Raw genomic sequence first — 21,927 nt, 5'->3', positions numbered from 1 at the left:
CCCCACATACCCGTCGCCCTCGGTATCTGATCGGAAGGCACACCTGGCATCGGCTCCAGTCAACCCCCGAAGGACTTCCAAGCTCGACCACTAAGTCCGATCTTCCTCGTTTCGTGATCGCTCGTTCGTAGGGCTGATCGCAGTACAGGCCGACTGCTCGAAATGTGCATGCTGAGATGTGAGCATGGGCCGAAGCCCGTATCCCAGCGACTTATCGGACGAGCAGGGGGCGTTGATCGAGCCGATGGTCACGGCGTGGAAGCAGGACCGGGGGGGCCGGTCGGCGACCGGAGACCCTGTGTCCTGTGATCTCCGGGAGATCGTGAACGCGATCTTCTAGCAAACCGGACGGGTCGGCCGTGATGGCTGCTCCAGTCAACAATCCCGGTGGCCGAGCAGGTCGGCCAGTGCGGTCAGCTCGGCGCGTACGGACAGGACGGGAGTCGCCTCCCACAGGATGGCCAGCGCCTCGCGCACGCGCCGATCGGCCTCCCGCCGAGCCCAGTCCCGTCCCCCCGCGAGCTCGACTAGGCGGGTGGCGCGGGCCAGTTCGGCTTGGGTCAGCGGGCGGTCGTGGCGGTAGAGGCCGGCCAGCTCCGCCCCAAACGCCGTGCCGGAGGCAAGAGCGGCTGCCACTGGCAGGGACTTCTTGCGGCGGGCCGCATCCCAGCCGACGGGCTTCCCCGTCACCGCGGGGTCACCCCATAGGCCGAGCAAGTCGTCTACGAGTTGGAACGCGACGCCAAGCCGCTCGCCGAACTCCCGCAGGGCATCCACCTGCGGACGGCTGCCACCGCCGGACAGGGCACCCAAGGCGCACGCCGCCCCCATCAGCGCTCCGGTCTTGCCGAGCGCCATGGCTTCGACCTCCGGTAGGGCCACGTCGTCGCGGCGCTCGAAGTCCAGGTCCGCACTCTGCCCATCGACCAGGCCCTGCAGGGCCGCGGTGAGTACATGCGTCGCTTGGCTCGAGATCGCGCCCGTGTCGGCCAGCACTTGCAGCGCCAGCACCCACACTGCGTCCCCTGCCAGGACCGCCGCCGGAATCCCGAATGCCGCCCACACTGTCGGCCGGTGATGGCGCACCTGGTCGCCGTCCATCACGTCGTCATGCAGCAGCGAGAAGTTGTGCACCAACTCGACGGCCGTCGCTACGGCGACGGCGTTCTCGGCACTGCCGCCGACCGCCTCGGCCGACAGTAGTGCCAGCGCAGGTTGAAGCATCTTGCCCGCGCCCGCGTTGACGGGCTGGCCCTGTTCGTCGAGCCAGCCGAAGTGGTAGCCCACCGTCCGCCGTACCGGTGCCGGCAGCGAATCCACCGCCCTGCGCAGGGGCGGGCCGACCAGCGCCCGCGCGTCAGTCAGCACCTGGGAGGCGGTCCTGGGATTGCGGATGACCTCGGCGTTGGTCACCATCGCGCTGCCTCCCAATCCAGTCCCCGCGGATACGGCGGGTCCACATGCCCCTGCTCCCGGCCGCGCGGAGCAGGCCGAGGGCGTTCGGTCACATCAAAGTCTGGGCGACGGAGCACCGGCAGACCCTTGCCGTCGGGCGAGCTGAATTACAGCCTCTACGTGTCGGGTGGCAATCGCCTCGTGGTCCACGGCCATCTCCTTCCAGAGCGACTTCGGGTACCGGTAGCGGCGGCTGACTGCGTGGAAGGTCCATTGGCTCTTCATCATCGCGTCCAGGCCGTCGAGGTAGCGCAGCAGGGCGCTGGCCCTGGGCTCATCGCGTGTGTGCAGGTCCGCGGCGAGGCTGGCCACGTGCGACGAGAGGGTGGCGAACTCCTGGATCATGTCGGCGACGATGTAGCCGCTGGCCTTGATCGCGTCCAGCAGGCTGGTTCCGGGGCGGTTGAGGGCGAGGACGGTGATGAGGTTGTCGCTGGCCCCGAGGTCTACGACTTCCTTCTCGAAGGACACGATGTCGTTTCCGATGGCCGGGATGGCCGCCGCCAGGAACATGAGACGGTCGAGGGCGGAGATGAGGTTGTCGGGTTCGCGGTAGAGGTCGCTGAGGTAGGCATCGAGGCCGAGCTCCAGCAATGAGGTCACGTAGCCCATGCCGGAGGTCCGGATCCGCTGTTGGATGTATCCGAACATCGATGGCACAACCCCCGTTGCGGGGATGCTGAGATCTTGGTGCGTGAGCTGGACGTGATCGCGAAAGCGACTGAGGAAGCAGGCGAACCAGGACGCAGGAGAACCGGCTTTGATCTCGCGCAGGAGCTGCCTGGCCGCTCGTTCCTGGATGCTCTCGCGGTCGGGGGCGGCATCGAGGTCATCGCAGATGGCGACGACGGCCGCGGCCAGCCGGGGCTCGCCCTGCGCGTGCACGCCGGCCAGATCGCTGCCTTGTGTGTCGTTGAGATACCAGTCGAATGAGAGGAGCTTGCTCTGCAGGGTCAGCGCCGTCCTGCTCGCCGTGGGAAACACCCAGCTGCAGGCGCTGACGATGTGGGGCGTCGTACTCACCCACAGCTGGTTCGCGTGCATCCAGGACTCGACCTCGGCCGTCACCGACTGCTCGGCCGGGTGCGGCCGGATGTTCGCACTGGCTTCCCCGAACCGGAACCCGACCGGGCTGAGCAGGTCATCCAAAGACAGCAGCCCGGGGCCGTGTGAATCAATGAGTGCTACATATTCGCCTTGCATCAGACGTAGGCGTTCGACATCGGCCGGCGTGTACGCGCGAGTGTGATCGGTCAGGAGTTCCATGAACGCGTTGCGGTAGGGCCATGATCTTGTAAGAGTCGGCACGTCTCACTCTTCCCGTGAGGATCGTCGGGCCGGTCGGGCGGACCAGATCGGCGCCGTTACGGAGCCGGGGCAGCTGCCGCCGGTCCCATCGCTGCGGTCGCCCGCGCGGGTGCTACGTCGTCAGGCTCCGTTCCCCTTCGTGTTCGCGCGTGAGGGTACGCATGTGCAGCCCTGTGGGGCCCAGGACCGCGGACGGCGCAGCCTTGACCTGCCGGCCCGGGGTGGGCTCCAGTCGCCACCGGGCTGCGATGGTGGCGAGCGCGAGGGTGGCCTCGGTCATCCCGAAGGAGTCACCGATGCACTTGCGTGCACCTGCCCCGAAGGCCAGGTACGCGTCGCGGGGGATGGTTTTCGCTCGCTCGGGCACCCATCGGTCCGGATCGAAACGCTCCGGGTCGCGGTATAGATCGGCGCGGTGATGCACCAGGTAGGGGCTGTAGACGACGACGGTCCCGGCGGGGACCGGCCGGCCGCCGAGTTCGGTGTCAGCTGTCGTGATGCGGGTCAGCAGCCAGGCCGGCGGATACAGGCGCAGTGTCTCGGTGATGATGTTCCGAGTCACCTCCAGCCGGGGCAGGTCCTCGAAGGTGGCAACACTGTCGTTCACCACGGCGTCGACCTCGGCGTGCAGCCGCTCCTCGATGCTCGGGTGGCGTCCCAGCAGGTGCAGGGCCCAGGCGAGGCTTGCGCCGAGCGTTTCCGTTGCGCCAAAGAAGAACGTCATGACCTGGTCGCTGATCTCTTCGTCGGACAAGTGTCCCTGTGCGCCTGGGCCAGCGAGGTCGTCCTGGGCTGCCAGGAGCATTGACATCAGGTCGCCGCGGTCGATGTCGTCGGCTCGGTAGTCGGCGATGACGCGGTTGACGGTCTGCCGGAACCGGGTGCGTGCCCGGTCGTAGCGGCGCTTGCCGGGGGTGGGGATGGCAGCGGCGCGAGGCGGCAGGAGCATGCGCCGGTACGCGTCTGTTCCAATGGTCGCCATGTCGGTGATGAGCGACTCACGGACAGCGGCGGGCGTGGCAGAGAAGAACGTGGCTGCGGCGGTGCGCAGGCTGAGCATCGTCATCTCGGCCGGGACGTCGATGGTTCGGCCGGGCTGCCACGCGTCGGCCGCCGCGCGGACCTGCGCGCTCATCTCCCGCGCGTAGGCTGGCAGGTTCGCTTGATGGAAGGTCGGCTGGATCAGTCGTCGCTGTCGACGGTGTTCCTGGTATGGGCAGGTTGCGAGGCCGTTGCCCATAACCTCGCGGCCGCGATCGAAGAGGAAGCCGCCCTTGTCGAAGGTGCGGTCGTCCACCAGGACACGGCGGATGAGTTCGGGAGTGCAGACCATGAGGGCGTTGACGGGCCCGAGTCGGATCGTGACGACATCGCCGAAGGCCGGCAGCGACCGCAGGAAGTACAGCGGGTCGCGTAGAAACCGCAGCGTGTGGCCGAGCAGCGGCAACGCCCCTGGCGCGGTGGCGAAAGAGTTATCGGACTGCATGATCAATCCTCCGCTGCAGTGTCGGGCGTCCCGCAGAACTGGGCTGCGCGTGCCTGGACTTCGCGGATGCTGGGTTACAGCAGGAGGAGCCCGCAGGCCAACGTGTACAGCAGGCAGGAGGCTGGCTGACGCCGGAGTCCGGTACGTTCGGCGTTTCGTTGAGCCCGTGCGCGGCCTTGTGGAGCGGAGACTCGGCCCCGCGGGCCTCCGAGCCGGTGATCAGAGCCAGCGTTGCCCCGGCGGCCATCTGCTCGACCCTCGGCCCCAGCTCTGCTTGTTCCTCGCGCCTCTGCTCGGGTAGGGCCGCGCTCTCCTCCGTCGTCGTCACGCCGAGGAAGCTACAGCCTCACTCACCTCGCAAGAGGTGAAAAACCGCTGGTGAGGCCGCTTTCCACACTTAAGATGGCCTAAAGGCCGATCTTCCCCGGTGCGTGATAGCTCGTTCGTGGGACTTATCGCAATACAGGCCGACGAGCCAGGAACCGCAAGGAGGCGACTCAAGGCGGCGCGGACCCCCCGTCGCTGTGTCTCATCGAGCGTGGTCGTGGAGATCGAAGCCGACCAGGAACCCCGCTGGAGTTCCGCCTCTTCCGCCACCGGCCGTGCGTCCGCGGCGCACATGACGGTCGCCGACCTGCCAGCGGCCCCCATAGCCGCGGGCCAGGGTCACCGGATCGGCGGCAGGGCCTTTCCCTCTTCCAGGGTCGGCCAGGCCGGCCCGCTTCGGCCCGGCGACGCGGCGGCCGCATCCACCATCCGAGGGGCCCGGCGGGGCCGTCAGCACCGGTGCCGGGGCAGGCTGCGGCACGGTGACGGCATGCGCCGCTGGCCCCTGCCCCTGCTCCTCGCCGCCCTGCTCGCGGCTTCCGGATGCGTCACCGTCCACCCCGCCCCCCACCCGGCCCGCCAAAGCCTCCCCCGCCATCCCGGCGGACCACAAGCAGCCGCCGCCCCCCGGCCGGACACAGGGCCGGGGCTGCCTCTCTCCGGCCTGCCCAAGCCATCCACGGCCCCCGAGGACGACCATCGGCCTGCCCCGGGCGGCCGCGCCCCGGCCGCCCGCGAGGCATCCGACGAGAACCGGCACGCTCGGCACGCACCCCAGCGCAAGGCCGCCCCGCCGAGGCACGCCGTGAAACCCAAGCCCACGAAAGCCAAGGCGCAGCCGAGCCGTACGCCCGCCCACCCGGCACGACCCGCGACGGGTGCCGGGACAGACGACATGGCGGCCCTTTGCCGCGCCGCGCACGACGTGACCAGCACCGCCATCACCGCCCTGTGTCACCAGACCTACGGCCGATGACCTGCACAGACTCGCGCAAAAAATCGAACATGAGATCTAATAGGAGGGACGTCCTCCGCATCCCCAGGAGCACACGATGCCCACCCCCGACACCCCCGCCAGACCCCAGCCCGTCACCTGGGCACCGAGCCAGACCGGCCCCTGCGCCCGCTGCCACGCTCCCACCTGCCGCTACGGAGTCGGGGCCTCGCCGCTCTGCCCGGCATGCAAGGCCGCGCGGCAGGCGCAGTACGGGGGCTGAGCGGTGTCCGAACTCCCGCCCGATCTCCCGCGCCTGCGCACCGTCGTGACGTACCTGCGCGGCGAGCTCGGCCGCGCCGAGCGGGCGCTGAACACGGCAGAGGAGCGTGAGGCCCTCGCGGCGCGGCGCAGGCCTCCGGCCGAGCCGCCCGCGTGGCTGATCGAGCGTGGCATCGGCGCGGGCCGGCTGCCGGTCCGCGTCCACGCCGGGGGCTGCTGGGACAGCCGAAAACGCTGCACCCCCATCGACACCGACCAGGCGCGCCGGGCGCTCGTCGAAGGGATACCCGCCTGCCCCCACTGCCGCCCCGACACCGCCCTCGGGATGCCGGAGTGAACGGCCAGCGCCACGGTGGAGGAATGCCCCCTGCCCTGCGCGTCGTCGTCTACCCCCCGGATGCCGAGGGCGGGCGCCGCGTCCGCGTCGACGGGGAGATCCTCGGCCGCGCCCTCGGCCCCGGCGACCTCCTCGAATTCCTGCGCCGCGCCGGCCTCGACCCCGACGACGTCCGCCTGGACGACGAGCTGCTCATCGAGTGGCGCGGCGGCGGACCGGCCGTCTGGAGCCCGGACACCGGCGAGGAGTGAGCACAGCAGCGGGCCACCACCCGGAGAGGGGGGCGGCCCGCGATGCTTGCGCCGGTGGCTGCGTCAGTGACAACTGACTCCAGAGGTAGGTCAGTTCTGACTCCGTTCAGGGGTCACAGGGGCAAGGTCTGAATTTGAGAAGTGACTCCACCTTGGACACGTGAGCGACCAATATTTCGGCCGTTCTGGACGGTGGTCGACCTCTCGGACCGGTGGATCAAGCCGGTCCGATCTGTGGCGGTAGGGCTCGCGACGCCCCGCCTTGGCGAGCGTGAAAGCATGCGGCCATGCCCATCCCGCACCCCAATGGCCACTACGCGATCACCGCGATGTACTCCCTAGCCGATGACGCCTGGTACTTGGAACTGGAGCTCGCCGCCGAGCAACTCCACCTTGTGACCGCAGTCGTCCCCGACGAGGATCCTGCGCGCGAACCGACGGTGTGTTTCGGCCCTCGCGGGCGTCACCTGGAAGTTCCCTACGAAGTAATGCGCTGGTTCATGGACCAGGTCGACGAAGAGATCCGTTCATCTCGCGCCTGGATGCAACTACGGCCCGAGCTCGTAGAGGCCATTTCCCGGCTCCGCCAGGAATACATGGGCTTCATTGACGATGAAGACTTCCCTCAGGTCCTGGCTGAGATACGTGCCGCACTTCCGGAAGCGGATCTACCCGCCGTTCTTTCGGCCGCCTTCGGGCTGAATCCAGACGGCACCACCGTGGACCATCCGCAAGCGCCTGCAGATGACCAAGGAGACAGCCCTAGCCCTGTGACAGGGACAGACGTCAGCTCGTGACCCCTGCGGCCGCTTCGGCGCGGGCCCGTGTGACGGCCAGCCGGTAGGAGTCGGTGCCGGTCTCGATAATGTTGCCTCCGAAAGTGAGGCGGTCCACAATGGCCGCGCAGAGCCGGGGATCAGTGAAGGTTTTCGTCCAGCCTCCAAACGATTCGTTGGAGGCTATCGCCACAGAACTCTTCTCCTCGCGCTCGGTCAAAACCTGGAAGAGGAGTTCAGCACCACGCCGGTCCAGCTTCATATATCCCAGCTCGTCAATACAGAGAAGGTCGACGCGGCCGTAGCGGGCGATGGTCTTGGCGAGGAGTTTCTCGTCGGCTGCTTCGACGAGTTCGTTGACGAGTTTGGTCGCGAGGACGTACTTGACCCGGTAGCCCTGCATCGCGGCCTCGGTGCCGAGCGCGATCAGCAGGTGCGACTTCCCGGTCCCCGAGTCGCCGATCAGGCACAGCGGCATGCTCTTCTTGACCCAGTCGCAGGAGGCCAGGGTATGGATCGCGGCAGGGTCGATGGCCGGGTTGGCGTCGAAGTCAAAGGCCCGGAGGGACTTGTCCCGTGGGAAGCCGGCGGCCTTGATGCGCCGCTCGGAGCGGCGCCGGGCCCGGTCGTCGCATTCCGACATCAGCAGCTCGGCCAGGAACCCGCGGTAGGTCATCTGGTCCTGTGCGGCGGCCGCGGCCAGTTCCGGGTACTGGGCCCGGATCGTCGGCAGCCGCAGCATCCGGCATGCCTGGTCCACGGCCGCGTCCGCGGCTTCTTCGGTCAGTCCCCGGTTGCGCTTTGCACTCATAATTCCCCCTGTTGTGCGGGTGGTCCGGCGTGCCGGCGGCGCAGCCGCAGCAGTTCGTCGTAGGCAGCCACCGACGGCAGCGGCCTGGGGTCTGGCGGCAGCGCGGCCAGTCAGCGCGCGGTCAGCGAGGTCACCGTCGCCCCGCCCTCCGCCGGGCGTGTGATCCGTTCCTGGTGCGGAGTTGGCACGCCGGCATCGGTGTCGGCGGCTTTGCGGGCCTCCAGGGCGACGGCGTCCGCGGTCAGCGCGCCGGCCTTCAGCGCGGCCGCGATTCCGGCGACCACGTCCTCGTGGGCCATGTGCCTGTGCAGGAGCAGGACCGAGATGAGGGCCCGGGTGCCCTCGGGGTCGCCGTGGGCTTTGCAGGCGGCCTGCCACCAGGCGTCGTGGACCGGGGTGAACTTGCCGGCTGAACGGGCCTGCTCGAGCGCGGTGGCGCGGGGAAGGGCGCCGGGCTTGCGGACCAGGGCCTCGAGATAGTGGTCCAGGTCCAGGCGGGATCCGCCCTTGGCGATCAGCCGCTCATGCCGGGCCACTTCCTTGGGACCGTCGTAGACGACGAGCTCGGAGGCATGCAGGACGATCCGTACCCTCTGGCCGATCAGCCGCACCGGGACCGAGTAGCGGTTGGTGCGGGCCGAGACCTGCCCGTAGCGGTCCACCCGCACCGAGGAGACGAACCCAGTCTCGAAAACCTCGTCAGGCAGCGGGACCAGCAGCGGGTGCTCGGCCTGGAAGTACTCCCCGATGGTCTTGGGGCGGAGCCGGATACGGCGGTCGTTGTCCTGGCGGTCCCACTGCTCGACCAGCAGGTTGAGTTCCGCGAGGGTGTCCACCTGCGGGACGGGGACCAGGTGGTTTCTGCGGAACCAGCCGATCTGGCCTTCGACCCCGCCCTTCTCGTGGGCGCCCTCGATGCCTGGGTGGCAGTAGAAGCTGGTGATCGAATAGTGTGAGCGGAACGCGGTCCACCGTTCGGATTCCACTCGGCGCCGGGTCAGGCCCAGCACTTGGGCGACTGCCGCCCGCAGGTTGTCGTAGCGGATCTGCCGTAGGGGACGCCGCCGAGCGTGTTCAGCGCGTGGACGTGGCCTTCGAGGAAGGCCTCCTGCCCGCAGGACGCGAAAATCTTGTGGACGGCCCGGCCCGAGTACGAGAGCCGCAGCGAGAACAGGAAGCACTTCGTCAGGGTGCCGCCGAGGTTGATCCACACGTCCCCGAAATCGACCTCCGCCTCATCGCCCGGGCGGTGGGTCTGCGGGATGAAGGAGGCCGGAGGTCCGCGGCCCTCCTCGACCCGGATCTCCCGGCGCCGGTCGAAGACGTAGTCGCGGACCATCGCATAGGACACTTCCTCGGCGCCGTACTCGTCGAGCAGCCGGTGGAAGATCCGCGTGAGTGTGTGCCGCTGCTTGCGCGGAGCGTCCAGATCCGCCCGCAGCATCCCGTCGATGGCCAGCTTGTACGGATCAAGACGTGATCCCCGCGGCGGCATCCGCTTCCGGGCAGTCGGCCACGCCGACTCCAGCGCGAGAGCCACCGTGCGCCGGCCCACCGAGTACTTCAACGCCAGCGCGCGACTCGACAGACCCGCGTCCCGCGCATCACGACGGATCGCGGCATACAACTCGACCTTGGAGCCGGGCACTGAAGTCCCCTCACGCTCGCTAGCACCCCGATCCTCCCACCACCAGCCCTCCACTGGAGCCAAAACCCATCAACACGAACTCCACCCAGCCCAAGTGGAGTCAGAAGTCACCTTCTGGCTGGAGTCACTTGTCGTCTATAGAGCCATGTCCACGATGAAGGCGACGTAGACGACACCGGCGAACGTGGCGACGTGGGTGAAGTCGGCGACCCAGCAGCGGTTCGGGGCTGGAGCGACGAAGTCGCGGTCTACGAGGTCCGGGGCCCGTTCAGAGTTCGCCCCGGGGATCGTGGTGATCACCTTCTTGCCGCGGACTGCGCCGGCGATCCCGAGCTCGCGCATGAGGCGCTCGACGGTGCAGCGGGCCACCTCTACCTTCTGCCGGTTCAGCAGCCGCCAGATTTTCCGGGCGCCATAAACACGATAATTAATCTCGTATGCCTGTGTGATCAGGGCCTTCAGCTCGGCGTCGCAAAGGGTGCGGGCCGCGGGGGCGGACTGGCGTTTGTGGTGGGCGTAGTAGGTGGACGGGGCGATCTTGCAGTCGTGGTCGGTCAGGACCCGGCAGATCGGCTCGACGCCGCCGAAGCGGCCCCTGTGCTCGTCGATGAACGCTACGAGCGTGTGTGTGGCCGGTCGAGCTCGGCCGCGAAGAAAGACGCCGCAGCCTTGAGGATCTCGTTCGCCCGCTTCAGCTCGGCGTTCTCCTTCTTCAGCCGCTTCAGTTCGGCTGATTCCTCGGTCGTCGCGCCTGGCCGCGTGCCGGCGTCGACCTGGTCCTGTCGCACCCACTTGCGCAGCGTCTCGGTCGTGCCGATGCCCAGCTTCTGGGCGACCGCTTTCATCGCGGCCCACTCGGTGTCGTACTCCGGCCGCACTTCGGCGACCATCCGCACCGCACGACGGCGCAGCTCAAGCGGGTACTGGGAAGGACGTGCCATAACTCGATCCTCTCAAATGATCGAGTCCCCACCGAACCCGGAACGGTTCAGTCCGCTATGAGGCGACCTTCCTCGTCGCAGCCATCAACGAGTGGTTGTGACGTACTGATCCGACGACAACTCGAACACCCGTACCCGCCGACCGCCGGTGGGATTGACGGTCTCACGGACAGGATGCATCCCCAGTTTGGTCATAATCCGTTCGGAGGCGTCGTTGCCCACTTGTGTGATGCTGACGATCCGCTCCAGCCCTCGCTCTTCGAACCCGAACCGTACAGCGGCCGCAGCGGCCTCGGTGGCCAAGCCCTGCCCCCAGTGTGAACGTCCCAGCCGCCAGCCGACCTCAACCGCCGGGAGTACCTCCGGCAAGAAGTCGGGCACCGACAGGCCTGTGAACCCGGCCAGCTCGCCAGTGGCCCGGATCTCCACGGCAAACAGGCCGAAGCCCTGTGACTCCCACTCGCTCTCCCATGCCTGGACCCGGCCGCGTGTCTGCTGTTCGTCAAGGACGCTGCCGTCGCGGATCCACCGCATGACCTCGGGGTCGGCGTTGACGGCAGCCATGGGCGCAACGTCTTCCTCGCGCCAACGACGCAGGATCAAACGGGGAGTCTCAAGCGTGACCATCCAATCATTCTGGATCACAATTGCGGTCTCCGTCCTCTTCACTAGGCACTCTCGATACACGCCCTATTAGTACGGCTGCCTGCACGCCTACCACTTCGAGCCCACGGTGGCCCCGTGGGTCGACAAGCTCCCCAAAGATGTGGCGTTCCGCAAGCTCCCAGCGATGTTCGGCGGTCTGAGGGACGCGCACGGGCAGATTTTCCTGACCCTCGAAGCCAGGGGCGCGGAGGGCAAGGTCCACGCTTCCGTCTTCGACGGCACCGCTGCACGTGCCAGAGCCGGTGCCTGAGCTCCAGGGTCCGGCGCTCACGGCGTTGCGCGGCCCTGCCGTGCAACGGTTGTTGGGGCTGCGGGCCCAGGGATGGCTGTCGCGGGGGCATGTGCGTCTTGCGGGGGGAGTGTTTGGGGGTGTCGGAGCGGACGGTGTGGCGGTGGCTCGCCATTGAGAGGCATCGGAAGAGGCTCACCGACCCCCAGGATCAGGTCGGCTACCCGGCCACCAGGGCGTCGACAGGGACAAGTACCTCGCCGCCCACGACCTCCGAGGGCGCCACCAGCGGCCCGGCCGAAGGGGCGGCGGACTCCAACGAACAGAGTCTGCCGAACCCGGCCGCCGGCCGTTCAACCGTGGTCGCTCAAATCGCTGTGACGGGCACCTTCACAACGACCCCTGGGCGAGGTTGTCGGTGACGCGCTGGAGCACGGAAACCGCAGTCGCGTACTCCTCCTCCGTGATGTCGCCGAGGAGCTCCGCGCGTACCCGGTCCATGTGTTCCTTAGCCGTCGCCAGGCCTTCGCGACCCTGCTCCGTGAGGGTCAGCCGGCCGTCCGCGCCGATGCCGAGCCAGCCCCGGTGTACGAGGGCGTCGGAGGCGTCGACCATAGCCTGGGGGCCCATGCCGTAGGGCAGGGCCAAGGCGCGGATTTCCTCCCTGGTGAGGCCGTGCTCGGCCCGAACGATGTTGTTGAGCGCCCACCACTGGGGCTGGGTCATGTCGATGCGTGCCAGGGTGGCCTGCGAAAGTCGCAGGATCGCCTCGGTGGCGCGCCAGGCGACCAGGGCGATGGGCCGCTGGCCGAACGTGATGGTGCCGTTCTGCGGGGTGCTTGAGGTCGTCATGATCGCTAAGCTAGGACCTCAAGTGCGGTTGAGGTCAAGGCTGGTTCAGGTCTCATGGCTGCGACGGTGCAGTTCGCCGGGGAAGCCAGGGACTCGTGTTCTCAGTCGGCTTCGTCGATCCATGCTGCCTGGATCGCCTCCAGGACCTTCTCGTTCCACCGGAGGGGTCGTCGCTGAAGTGAGGCAGGGCCAGCACCCATCGGTGCAGGTCGACGAGGTTCGCAAACCTCGGAATATCCGGCCTGAAGCCGGCGGCCGGGAACTGCCCACTGCGGTCGGCAACATCGAACCCCTCGTCACCGACTGAACCAGCACGAGCCCGAGCGGCTCCCGGTATCCAACCCCAGCGGTAGCGAGCTGCTACTCGAACTGGTCAGAGTCTGAAGTGATTGGGCTGGACAAAGTACCCCGAAAGAGCGGTACTGGCCGGGCGCCTTCTGGAGAGGCATGCGCAAGGGATGGCCGTGCGGTAGCCGACCAGGGCCCGTCGTGGAAGTGCCGCTCACAGCCACGTGAGCGCATCGAAAGTCTTCGACGGTCGTCGGCCACAGCTCTGAGAACGGCTGGTGCTGATGACTGTCGGTGGTCGTGGTTAGGGTGACGACCATGACCCTGACAGCAGTGATGATTACGGTGGACTGTGCGGAACCGCAGGAGTCGGCCCAGTGGTGGGCTACTGCGCTGGGAGGCGCGATCACCCAGGACCACGGCGACTTCGTCATCGTCAAAGCGCAGCCTCTGGCGCTGGGATTCCAGCGTGTGGCCGAAGAGCGGCGCGGCAAGAACCGTGTACACATCGATTTCGCCGCCGCGTCCGGCACAGGCATGGTGCGGGAGGTGGAGCGGCTTGTCGCTCTGGGTGCGAGCGTCGTCGGTGAACACAGCATTCCCGACCTGACCTGGACTGTGCTGCAGGACCCGACCGGCAACGAATTCTGCGTCCACTGACGAACATCGCCACCGTGCCCGTCACAGTCACTCGTTGATGACTGCGACCGGCACGGTCGCCTCAAAGCGGACAGCCAGCTTGTCGTAGCTCGTGCCCGCGACTCGATGGCGTGGCTTCGTAACTGACGTGCGACACCGTTTATCACCGAGTCCGGGCAGCACTTTATGATCACAGGGCCGGAAAATGTCGATGAGAACTGACACCGGTCAGGTGCTTACGTCCTCGGTGGGGAACCGGGAGGAGGCGCTCTACCGGCGGACAGCCGAGATCAGTCCGCCGGGCCGCTCCTCGCGCTGCGGCGGAGTGCTGATCGGGCGGCCGTAGGCGGCAGCGCGCTCGCGCAGGGTGTGGCTGCCTGCCTCCCAGCCGTGCCCGGCCAGCCAGCCCACCGGGTCGTCGGGCATCTCCGAGACCCACATGGACGCCGCCGAACCTGGCACGGCGTCCGCGCCGAAGCGCTCGATCACGCCGCGCGAGCCCAACGTCAGCCCCATCCAACTGCCCGCCGCCGACTGCGCACTGATCCGGGCCAGCAGCAGTTCCACCGCGTCCTCGGGCAGATAGATCAGCAGTCCTTCGGCGATCCACACGGTCGGCACCGCCGGGTCGTGCCCTGCGGCGGCCAGCGCGCCTGGCCAGTCCTCACGCAGATCCACCGCAACGGTGATCCGCTCGCAGCGTGCGACGGCCCGCTCATGGCGCAGCACCGAAGCCTTTAACTCCAGTGGGGCGGCGGTGTCGACCTCGAAGAGCCGGGTGCCCTCGGGCCAGTCCATCCGGAAGGCCCGGCTGTCCATGCCGGCGCCGAGCAGCACGACCTGCCGGACCCCGGACGCGGAGGCCTGCTGCAACAGGTCGTCGAGGAACTTCGTCCTGATGACGATGGAGAACGACACGGCCAGCCGGCGGCGGCGCGCGGCCTCGTCATCGGGCAGCGGCGGCGAGGCGGGCCACAGACCGCCGGCGGTGGCGAAGGCCTGTGCCAGGGGGTCGCAGAACAGCGCGTTCTCCCGCTCGGTCTCCAGCGCCCGCACCCTGGCCACCCCCACCGCCGTGGCCCACACTCCCGACGGCTGCACCCGCTCCTGCTCATCAGTCACCGCGCCAGCCTAGATGATCGATTCCAAGGGAAGCTGATAAGTGGAGCCAGGTTCATGCGCAGCCAGCCGGTCATGCGTGCACACGCCGTCGAAAAGCGTGTCGCCGACTTTGAACACCTTCTCACCGAAAGCCGTGTCGATCGCGGTGGCGCCCTCGGGGGTGAGCTTGACCTCGGTTCCGGTGACGTTGACCGTCATTGGGTCCACCTTCACCTTCGTCGGGTCGACCGTATACGTGCCCAGTGCGATGCGCTTGGTGGTATCGCATCGTCGAGCGGGAGACCCTGCGGCACCTGCGGGATCTTCACCGGGCGCAGCAGGGCGCAGATGGGGTGGGAGCTTGGGATGTCCGAGGCGACGTACCGGGAGCTGGAGAACACCCTCGGGGCCGGCTGGTCGGCAGCCGGTACAGCCTGCGTGAGGGTCGGTGGCTGGTCTGGGAGGAATGGGCAGCGCCACGGTTCGCCGTCACTCCCGACCGGCTCGCCGCCGCCGAGGCTGAGCGGGAACGGCGCTGGCAGCAGCTGAGCGAGGACGACCCCGCCTTCGCGGCCAGGACCGAAGAACTGCACTGGGCGCTGGGCACGGGGCGCAACACTGTTGTCATCAGAAGGTCGGCGGTGGCGGCCAGGTCGGTGCGTTGGATCAGGGTCAGCCAAGCGCGGGCATCAGCACGGTGATGGTGTCCGGATGCTGCGTGAGGTGTTTGCGGTGCGTGCACGCCGCGTACAGGGGGCCGTGATGCCCCCCCGGCGCCCGCTCTGCTCGCCGCCACCAGGCAGCCCACCGCGGTGCCCCCGCTCAACGCCAGCAGTACGACATCGTCAACCGGGTCATGGCCCGATCCGACGAGAGCGGGGACCAGACGCCCCGCCCGCCGAGTGGAACGACCGCCTGATCCTGTGGGCAGGGTCGCTGCGGCACGGAGGCCGTCGTGGAACTGGTCGAGCTCAGGGGTCAGTGAGACGTGTGCACAAGGGTGATGGAGTTCCGATCGGAGCTGTACGCACGCATGGTCTCCAGAAGCGACGCACTGTTTGAGCTGTACGATGCACTGCTGTGCTCCGAGGGGCCGGTCCGTACTCTCGTGGACCTGGCCCTCGTGCCCGAGCATCGGAGGGGCCACGGCGCTCTGTACTCCGGGCTGAACCGGGGCCGGATCGATGTCGCCCGGCTGCGGCGGGCCCTGGCCGGGGTGCCTCTGCCCAGGGCCGCGGACGGCCGCCTGGTGTGGGCGGTGGACGTATCCCCGTGGCTGCGGCCGGATGCTGATACGTGCTCGGACCGCTCCTTCCCCGCCATGACCAGGTCCGGACAGCCGTACACGGCCCGCTGCGAGGTCGAGGCCGGCCGGCCACTGCGCCGGACCTTCGAACGCCTCCCGGTCTCACCCACCACCGGAGAGCGTGGGCCGCCCGTAACCGCGCCCTCGGCGAGCAGGCATGAGTGACCGGGTCCTTGCGCCCGCACCACAGACCCGCCGAACCGCGCCCCGCCCCGCCGACAGGACTGAAGAGGTGGCCTGGTCACCGATCCGGCCCAACTGCCGTAACCGGCTGCCTGCCCGTGCTGTTTGAAGGGGCGCACGTGCCGTACTCCCTGCGGCAGGTCCACATTCACTAGGAGATTTTGATGTCGCGTATCGCAAAGGCCGTCGCGGTTACCGCCTCAGCCGCTGCCGTCCTCGCCGGCGGCGCCGGCCTGGCGGCCGCGGACGCCACCGCCGAGGGCGCTGCCATCGGCTCCCCCGGCGTGCTGTCCGGCAACGTCGTCCAGGTGCCCATCCACATCCCGATCAACATCTGCGGCAACACCGTCAACGTCGTCGGTGCTCTCAACCCGGCCTTCGGCAACGTCTGCATCAACAAGAGCGGCGGCGACAAGGACCACTACAAGGGCCAGCAGCACGGCGAATACTGACAAACACCAGGCCCTGGACCCGGCTCACTTCGCGCCGCGACCCCAGACCGCCATGTGAACCAGCCGCAGCGCACAGCCCGGTACCGATCGGCCTCCCCCACGTCGTCCAAGGGCAGGCCGGCCCCCTACCGGGCTGTGCGCTGGAGTTCTCGGCGATGAAAACGAAACAGCTCCGCCCTCGGGGAGGGGGAGCCGTTTGCCGTATGCGGTGGGAGGCGTGGGTCAGGCGTGGCTGTGGTGGTGGCGCTTGTTGCCGGTGAACAGGCGGTAGAGGGCCAGCAGGATGACGGAGCCGGCGATGGCGGCGATCCAGGTGGAGAGGTCGAAGAACCCGTCGATGGAGTCGACGCCGAAGATGACCTTGCCGAGCCAGCCGCCGAGCAGGCCGCCCGCGATCCCGATGAGCATGGTGATGATGATGCCGCCCGGGTCCTTGCCCGGCATGATCGCCTTGGCGATGAGGCCCGCGAGCAGCCCTATGAGAATCCAAGCCAGAATGCCCATGACGCGTCTCCTACCTCGATGTATATGGCCTGTGTCAGCGCACGTCTGCACCGAGACAGCGTTTTCAAACGTCCCCCTCTTCGGATCCGCCGCCCGCGATGGCAGAGAACCGAGACAAGTCCTTCGCTTCCGCGCTTTGGGAGCAGCCGGTTCTCCCCACCGGGGCCCGGGGCCTCGACGGCGCCGGCCGGGATAAGCGGGGCGCTTGCCCAGCAGAGCGCGAACGGAACGAACGTTGTCGCGGCCAAGCCGCCGACCGGGACCCGGAACTCAGGGCCGGCGAGTGATCCAGGGTGCCCGCCCCCGGTCGACAGCCCGGGCAGTGCCTGGCTCGTTGTGCGGTCATGGACGACGCACCGAAAGTTGTAAACCAGCGGCCGTACGAGGCGGGACAGCAGCGCCGCACGCTGTGGTCCCACCTTGAGACCGCCCTCGCCCGCCGCTGGGAGTTATGGCCAAGCCGTCGGTACGGCCCGCCCCGGCGGCGCCAAGCCGTTCGAGGGACGGTGCCGGGTTTTAGGCTGCGGCCACATAGCCGCCCCCACGCCGCTTAAGGGGCGAACTTGATCGTTTAGGGGAGAAAGTTGACGGCTTTGCTAGGCGGAGCGGTAGGGTCCCGAAGGCCGGTGGTGGCTAAAAGGGCCCGTTGGTGATTCCCGGCCAGCGCCTCCGGCGGCACCGCGCCCGCGCGACGAGCAGCACGCCTGTCGCGAGAGCGCGGGCCGGCGAAGTGGTTAGTCCAGCTTCCTCTCGATCTGCCCGTGCGTGACCTCTTCGTTCTCACCGGCCGCCTTCGAGATGGTGTAGCGCACCTCTTGCCCCCCGCCCATCACCCGCTCGATCCTTCCCACCTGGTGGTTGCCTGCCTCGTCCCGGTACTCCACCGTGTCTCGCACGCCGTATTGCATAGCGCTCTCCCAGCCTCGTGTAAGCCCGCTACACGCGGGTCTGCCTCTTCGAGATCTTCCGTGTCGGAGAGTAGCCACGCCCGTTGATACTGACGCCTTGATTTGACGCAACGTCACCTGGACTGGTGAGCCCAACCATCCCAACAGGCGCCCGCAGGAACGGGCACCACTGCGCTGCGGCGCCGGCTGATCGCTCTGTCGGCCCGCCTGTGCACCCACCCCTTCTAGGGCGGGCCCGCCGGCTGGCGGGCCGGCGGCGTCGAGAGGGGCGCCCGCCGCGGCCGCCCCTCGTTGGGCAGCGCATGACCCACCTGTTCGCCTGGAACAACCCCCAATACACATCACCCTGTGTAGTTGATTGTTCCTTTGAGTGACTCATTCGGGTGAAATGACTGCGACTCGCCCGCCTCCCGCCTGTGCGACATCCCGACAGTCCCCCTGAGCCCTGCTGAGCCCTGCTGAGCCCTTGGCCTCAAGGGGAACCTCAGTGACGCCATTTCGGGCCTACGGAATGGTGGGGAAGGTCCACTGCTGTCCGGCCTGACCCTGGGGCATTCCGGTGACACGGCCTTCTTCGGCTGCCGTCAGGTAGGCGTTGTTCGGGGGCGCCTTGTCACCGGGCTCCAAGATCAGACCCTCGTTGATCTGGTCACCGGCCGGCGACCAGATCAGGCCCTTGTCGGTCTGGAACTTGAACGACCTCACGGGCTCGCTGGACGCCTCACCGCACCAGCCGAACGACAGATTCCATCCGGGCTTCTCGCCAGCCTGCTCACTGGTGTCCAGCTCGCCACCCAGCTCGCCGAGGCTGACGTTGTGGTTGAGTGCGAGGCAGCGGTCGCCGTCCACACCGAGGTTTTCCAGCTGCTTGCGGGTGGCGTCGTACTTCCACTCCTGATCCTTGGTGTCTGCACACGGCATGAGTCCGGCGGTCTGGACGTACCGTCCGGCCTCGGGGTTCTTGCTGCCATCCCCGAGGGTGTCAGACGCCGTTCCGAGGAATCCCTGGATGCATTCGCCGGTCTTCTCGCTCTTGATCTTGAAGTGGCCTGCTGGGAACCCCGCAGCGGGCTCCTGCGGTGCGCCGTACGCGGCGACTTCGATACCGCCGGCCACAGCCACCGCCGTGAGCGCTGCCGCAATCCACATCCGCTTTTCCATGCCATCCGTCCTGGTCGCTGAAACACTTCCGCAGAGCCCAACTCGACTCAGACGCTCCGGTAACGGGATCTTCTGGCAGGGATCGAAGTGTCAGCGTTACTCGCCCCCCCTGGCGGCAGCTACACGAGAACAAGGCCGCGAGGCACGCCGGGGGCCGCCCGGACCGGACGGGAGCGCCTGTGCGGCACGGTGGGCGGCACGCCCCGCTGGCGCAGGAGTGGCGCCACGACGTGCCAGCACCCCAACCGTTGGACTCGCCGACGCACCGAGCCATCCCCCAGAGTGCCGGGCCCCGCCCCTGCGGGCCGTGCCGAAAGTCCGGTCAGCCGGCTGCGGCGGCCGGGCCCTGCCCGAACCGGGGAACATCCTCAACACCCACGTCCAGGCGCAGCCGCTTGAAGCGGAGCGGGTGGCGCCAGACTCCGCCCCGGTCGGTCGAGCGGTCGGCGCTGATCTCGGCCACCAGGTCGGGGCGGACCAGGCGCACGTCCAGGACGTCACGGGACCCCCATGTCGCGGCGAACGTGACGCCCTCCCAGGGATGTCCGGGGCCGGCGGCCGTCAGGTGTTCGGCGACCAGGTGGGCCGCCTCCGTGCGCAGCGGGACGGTGCGGCCGACCGCGCGCAGCCGGCCGTCCTGGTCATGGCGGCCAAGGACGAGGAGCTGCGGGCGGGTGAGGGTGCCAGTCGTGGCGCCGATGATCGCCTCGGTGGTGTCCCGGCGGCGGACCTTGGTCCACGTCCCCCTTTGGCCGGGCATGTAGCGGCTGGTCAGGGGCTTGACCACGATGCCTTCGACGCCGGACACATCCGTCCACGAGTCGAGCCATTCCCGGGCCTTGGCCGGGTCCGTGGTCATCGGGCACAGGGTCCATGGGGCCGTCAGGGCGTGGTCGGTAAACAGGGCCTCCAGGCGGGCGCGGCGCTCCACATACGGCAGGTGCAGCAGCTCGCGGCCGTCGATCTGCAAGACGTCGAACACCACGAATAGGGCCGGCAGCTTCGCGGCCAGAGCGGGAGCGCTGCGGGCGCGGGCAGCGGCCCGACGCTGCAACCCCTCGAACGACAGGGCGCCGACCCCGCTGTCCCACACGAGGAGCTCGCCATCCAGGACCAGGCCGGCGGGGAGCTGCGCTTCGGCAGCCGCGACGAGATCGGGGAACGCGCCCTGGACCAAGGCCCCGCGGCGGGTCTGGAGCAGCACCCGGCCACCCGGCCCGGCCGACGTGAACACCAGCACCCGGTACCCGTCGAACTTCTGCTCATACGCCACCCCGGAAGCGAGCGGACGCACAGGCGGGACCACCTCGTCGGCCTGCGCCAACATCGGCTCCACCGGCGGACGCAACACCATCCCAAGGCCTCCCTGTCCTCGACGCCAGCGCCAGCCTGACCCGCGCCCGCCCACCCGGCCCGGCGAGAACGCCGGACGGCGGAACCCGACGAACCCGAGCCGCGCGACAGTCGGGGCAGAGCTGGGCCAAGTAATCGAACAGGTGATGGAATAGGAGAGTCCGCCGCACCTCAGGAGCCCGCCATGACCTCCCCCACCCCCACACCCCGGCCGCAGGCCGTGACCTGGGCGCCGAGCCAGACCGGCCCCTGCTCGAAATGCCACGCTCCGACATGCCGCTACGGAGTCGGGGCGTCGCCTTTGTGCGCGGCGTGCAAGGAGGCGCGGAAGGCGCAGTACGGAGGCTGACGTGTCCGAGCTCCCCGCACCGTCGCGTCTTCAGCTCCTGCGGTTCCTGGAAAAGGTGCAGCTCCAGGACTTGCAACGCACACGCGACTGGATCGCCGTCGAAGAGCAGCACGTGGCGGCCGCGGCCGTACGCAGGCCTGCGCCGCCGCCCCCGGACTGGCTGATCGAGCGCGGCATCGGCGTGGGCATGCTCCCGGTCCGCGTCCACGCCGGAGGCTGCTGGGACACCCGTAAGCGCTGCACGGCCATGACCTTGGACGAGGCGCGTCGGGCGCTCGCCGAAGGCGTCCCCGGCTGCCCGTACTGCCGGCCTGATGCCGCCCTGGGCGTCGAGCGGCTCCGTCACCGGGCTGGCAATCGGCAAGTGCCGCGGCCTGTTCCCGGGATTCAGGGGGTGGTGCGTTGCTGGTCGGTGCGGTGGGCGAAGGCATGGTCGGCGCGGCGGCGGTCGTAGACGGCCTCGGGCCGGATCCCGGACGTAAGGGCTGCTTGGCGCAGCGCGACGCCGGGGCGTAGGGCGCGGAAGAAGGCGTCCCACTCGTCGGTGCCGGGCGCCCGGTCCGGGGTGCGGGGGTGGGCGTGGTGGGCGGTGTCCATGGCTGCGGCGAACCCGGGATCGCGTTTGCGCCGCTGGTAGATGACCGGTGGTGATCCCGACCTCGGCCGCGGCCGCCGTGACCGACAGGCCGGCTTCCAGGTGGTCGAGGACGACGCGGCGTCGCTCGGGGGTGAAGCGGGGCGCGCGTGCCGGTGCCGGGGGGCCGGAGGCGAGGTTCCCGGCCGCGTCGCAGGCCCGCGCGAACGCCGGGTCCTCGCGCCGCCAGTGACTGGCTTTGCCCGTGCCGTCGAGAAGGATCTGCGCGGCTAGGCTGGGCGTGCATCCCAGAGCGAGGAGCCGCAGGTACTCGGCACGCTTGACGACCCCGGTGGCGCCGGGGTCCTCCGGATCGGTGCCGGCTAAAAGCAGGGCGAGCGCTGTGTCGGTGCGCGCCGCGGTGAACACCTGCCGCACCCTAAGGCCCGCAGCCTGGGCGGCGGTGGCCACGTCCTGCCCGTTGCGCAACCGGTCGAAGAGCATTGACCGCTTCCGGGAGGACAGGGCATCAGGCATGACCGCACGCTACAGACCACCCCACCGGCGTACCCTGCGACAGGCCGAGGGCTCAGCGGGGTGGGTACGACCGCGTCTGCACCTGCCCGCTGGTCAGATGGTCGGGGACGCGGTGCAGTCGGGGCGCTGGTAGCCGCGTCCGTCGCCGTGCCGGTCCAGGAACAACACCGAATCCCCTAGTGACCTGAGTCGAAGATTCATCGTTGGTTGGGTATGAGTCGTCCGGGTCCGAAGATTCCGCCGTTGTCGGTGACCGATGCCCAGCGGGC

Annotated in this window: 20 protein-coding genes and 6 pseudogenes; 10 read left to right on the top strand and 16 right to left on the bottom strand. The window is 68.6% G+C overall.

The features are described from left to right. Positions 1-184: 184 nt before the first annotated feature. Positions 185-334: pseudogene (locus tag ACIBAD_RS36660) on the top strand (transposase); the annotation flags it as partial. A 41-nt stretch (positions 335-375) separates the two neighbouring features. On the opposite strand, the gene ACIBAD_RS36655 reads toward ACIBAD_RS36660, so the two are convergent. The 3 genes from ACIBAD_RS36655 to ACIBAD_RS36645 form a co-directional block, all read right to left on the bottom strand. Beyond that, positions 376-1,416 (bottom strand): polyprenyl synthetase family protein, encoded by a 1,041-nt coding sequence (locus tag ACIBAD_RS36655; RefSeq protein WP_398911323.1) that lies wholly within the window; start codon positions 1,414-1,416, stop codon positions 376-378. Between the two features lie 93 nt (positions 1,417-1,509). Further along, positions 1,510-2,721 carry a terpene synthase family protein gene (locus ACIBAD_RS36650; RefSeq protein WP_398911321.1) on the bottom strand — a complete coding sequence of 404 codons (1,212 nt, stop codon included), beginning with the start codon at positions 2,719-2,721 and terminating at the stop codon, positions 1,510-1,512. A 154-nt stretch (positions 2,722-2,875) separates the two neighbouring features. Beyond that, positions 2,876-4,249, bottom strand: a complete 1,374-nt coding sequence (locus tag ACIBAD_RS36645) for a cytochrome P450 (RefSeq protein ID WP_398911319.1) — start codon at positions 4,247-4,249, stop codon at positions 2,876-2,878. Positions 4,250-5,066: 817 nt separating this feature from the next. On the opposite strand from ACIBAD_RS36645, the gene ACIBAD_RS36640 reads away from it, so the two are divergent. The 4 genes from ACIBAD_RS36640 (at position 5,067) to ACIBAD_RS36625 (ending at position 7,177) form a co-directional block, all read left to right on the top strand. Then, a complete protein-coding gene (locus ACIBAD_RS36640; protein ID WP_398911317.1) occupies positions 5,067-5,552 on the top strand; it encodes a hypothetical protein in 486 nt (161 codons plus the stop codon). A gap of 244 nt (positions 5,553-5,796) precedes the next feature. Next, the gene (locus ACIBAD_RS36635) at positions 5,797-6,129 is read left to right on the top strand and encodes a DUF6233 domain-containing protein (RefSeq protein ID WP_398911315.1); all 333 of its coding nucleotides are present in this window, start codon (positions 5,797-5,799) and stop codon (positions 6,127-6,129) included. Between the two features lie 23 nt (positions 6,130-6,152). Continuing rightward, positions 6,153-6,380 carry a hypothetical protein gene (locus tag ACIBAD_RS36630; protein ID WP_398911313.1) on the top strand — a complete coding sequence of 76 codons (228 nt, stop codon included), beginning with the start codon at positions 6,153-6,155 and terminating at the stop codon, positions 6,378-6,380. 287 nt (positions 6,381-6,667) lie between these two features. Next, positions 6,668-7,177 (top strand): hypothetical protein, encoded by a 510-nt coding sequence (locus ACIBAD_RS36625; RefSeq protein ID WP_398911311.1) that lies wholly within the window; start codon positions 6,668-6,670, stop codon positions 7,175-7,177. Here ACIBAD_RS36625 and istB read toward each other — a convergent pair. From istB to ACIBAD_RS36605, 4 genes and pseudogenes are all read right to left on the bottom strand, one after another. Then, entirely contained in the window at positions 7,167-7,967 is an 801-nt protein-coding gene (istB, locus tag ACIBAD_RS36620) for an IS21-like element helper ATPase IstB (protein ID WP_398911308.1), read from the bottom strand. The two genes, ACIBAD_RS36625 and istB, sit on opposite strands and share 11 nt — an antisense overlap. Then, positions 7,964-9,615, bottom strand: a pseudogene (istA, locus tag ACIBAD_RS36615) (IS21 family transposase). Before istA ends, istB begins: the two are co-directional and overlap by 4 nt. Before the next feature lie 147 nt (positions 9,616-9,762). After that, positions 9,763-10,556, bottom strand: a pseudogene (locus tag ACIBAD_RS36610) (IS3 family transposase); the annotation flags it as partial. 84 nt (positions 10,557-10,640) lie between these two features. Next, positions 10,641-11,183 carry a GNAT family N-acetyltransferase gene (locus ACIBAD_RS36605; RefSeq protein WP_398911307.1) on the bottom strand — a complete coding sequence of 181 codons (543 nt, stop codon included), beginning with the start codon at positions 11,181-11,183 and terminating at the stop codon, positions 10,641-10,643. Positions 11,184-11,253: 70 nt separating this feature from the next. Here ACIBAD_RS36605 and ACIBAD_RS36600 point away from each other — a divergent pair. After that, positions 11,254-11,439, top strand: a pseudogene (locus ACIBAD_RS36600) (thiol:disulfide interchange protein); the annotation flags it as partial. Between the two features lie 402 nt (positions 11,440-11,841). Here the strand turns inward: ACIBAD_RS36600 and ACIBAD_RS36595 are convergent. Then, positions 11,842-12,303 carry a MarR family winged helix-turn-helix transcriptional regulator gene (locus tag ACIBAD_RS36595; protein ID WP_398911305.1) on the bottom strand — a complete coding sequence of 154 codons (462 nt, stop codon included), beginning with the start codon at positions 12,301-12,303 and terminating at the stop codon, positions 11,842-11,844. Between the two features lie 101 nt (positions 12,304-12,404). Further along, positions 12,405-12,547, bottom strand: a pseudogene (gene iscX / locus ACIBAD_RS36590) (Fe-S cluster assembly protein IscX); the annotation flags it as partial. 362 nt (positions 12,548-12,909) lie between these two features. Between iscX and ACIBAD_RS36585 the strand changes: the two are divergent. Further along, positions 12,910-13,251, top strand: a complete 342-nt coding sequence (locus ACIBAD_RS36585) for a VOC family protein (protein WP_398911303.1) — start codon at positions 12,910-12,912, stop codon at positions 13,249-13,251. 249 nt (positions 13,252-13,500) lie between these two features. Here ACIBAD_RS36585 and ACIBAD_RS36580 read toward each other — a convergent pair whose 3' ends face one another. Both ACIBAD_RS36580 and ACIBAD_RS36575 read right to left on the bottom strand, forming a co-directional pair. Further along, a complete protein-coding gene (locus ACIBAD_RS36580) occupies positions 13,501-14,316 on the bottom strand; it encodes a class I SAM-dependent methyltransferase (RefSeq protein ID WP_398911325.1) in 816 nt (271 codons plus the stop codon). Between the two features lie 45 nt (positions 14,317-14,361). Beyond that, on the bottom strand, positions 14,362-14,550 hold the full coding sequence (locus ACIBAD_RS36575; RefSeq protein ID WP_398911301.1) for a hypothetical protein: 189 nt from the start codon (positions 14,548-14,550) through the stop codon (positions 14,362-14,364). A 784-nt stretch (positions 14,551-15,334) separates the two neighbouring features. On the opposite strand from ACIBAD_RS36575, the pseudogene ACIBAD_RS36570 reads away from it, so the two are divergent. After that, positions 15,335-15,706: pseudogene (locus tag ACIBAD_RS36570) on the top strand (transposase); the annotation flags it as partial. A 278-nt stretch (positions 15,707-15,984) separates the two neighbouring features. Next, positions 15,985-16,272: a chaplin gene (locus ACIBAD_RS36565; protein WP_134076396.1), complete on the top strand. Its 288-nt coding sequence runs from the start codon at positions 15,985-15,987 to the stop codon at positions 16,270-16,272. Positions 16,273-16,494: 222 nt separating this feature from the next. Here ACIBAD_RS36565 and ACIBAD_RS36560 read toward each other — a convergent pair whose 3' ends face one another. The 4 genes from ACIBAD_RS36560 to ACIBAD_RS36545 form a co-directional block, all read right to left on the bottom strand. Continuing rightward, complete coding sequence (locus ACIBAD_RS36560) at positions 16,495-16,776, bottom strand: GlsB/YeaQ/YmgE family stress response membrane protein (RefSeq protein ID WP_398911299.1); 282 nt, start codon at positions 16,774-16,776, stop codon at positions 16,495-16,497. A 734-nt stretch (positions 16,777-17,510) separates the two neighbouring features. Then, positions 17,511-17,672, bottom strand: a complete 162-nt coding sequence (locus tag ACIBAD_RS36555; protein ID WP_166682225.1) for a hypothetical protein — start codon at positions 17,670-17,672, stop codon at positions 17,511-17,513. A gap of 516 nt (positions 17,673-18,188) precedes the next feature. Next, positions 18,189-18,845, bottom strand: coding sequence for a hypothetical protein (locus tag ACIBAD_RS36550; protein ID WP_134076397.1), 657 nt, complete (start codon positions 18,843-18,845; stop codon positions 18,189-18,191). Positions 18,846-19,167: 322 nt separating this feature from the next. Beyond that, entirely contained in the window at positions 19,168-20,199 is a 1,032-nt protein-coding gene (locus ACIBAD_RS36545; RefSeq protein WP_398911296.1) for an RNA ligase family protein, read from the bottom strand. A 349-nt stretch (positions 20,200-20,548) separates the two neighbouring features. Here ACIBAD_RS36545 and ACIBAD_RS36540 point away from each other — a divergent pair, with 349 nt between their 5' ends. Then, a complete protein-coding gene (locus ACIBAD_RS36540) occupies positions 20,549-21,001 on the top strand; it encodes a DUF6233 domain-containing protein (protein WP_398911295.1) in 453 nt (150 codons plus the stop codon). On the opposite strand, the gene ACIBAD_RS36535 is transcribed toward ACIBAD_RS36540, so the two are convergent. Next, the gene (locus ACIBAD_RS36535; protein WP_398911292.1) at positions 20,935-21,144 is read right to left on the bottom strand and encodes a hypothetical protein; all 210 of its coding nucleotides are present in this window, start codon (positions 21,142-21,144) and stop codon (positions 20,935-20,937) included. The genes ACIBAD_RS36540 and ACIBAD_RS36535 overlap by 67 nt on opposite strands. Positions 21,145-21,927: the final 783 nt, after the last annotated feature.

Origin of the sequence: Streptomyces sp. NPDC051109, from assembly GCF_044455885.1 — a bacterium.
Taxonomy (GTDB): Bacteria; Actinomycetota; Actinomycetes; order Streptomycetales; family Streptomycetaceae; genus Streptomyces.
Note: the sequence above shows the minus strand (reverse complement) of the source record. Positions and strands in the feature narration are given on the sequence as shown.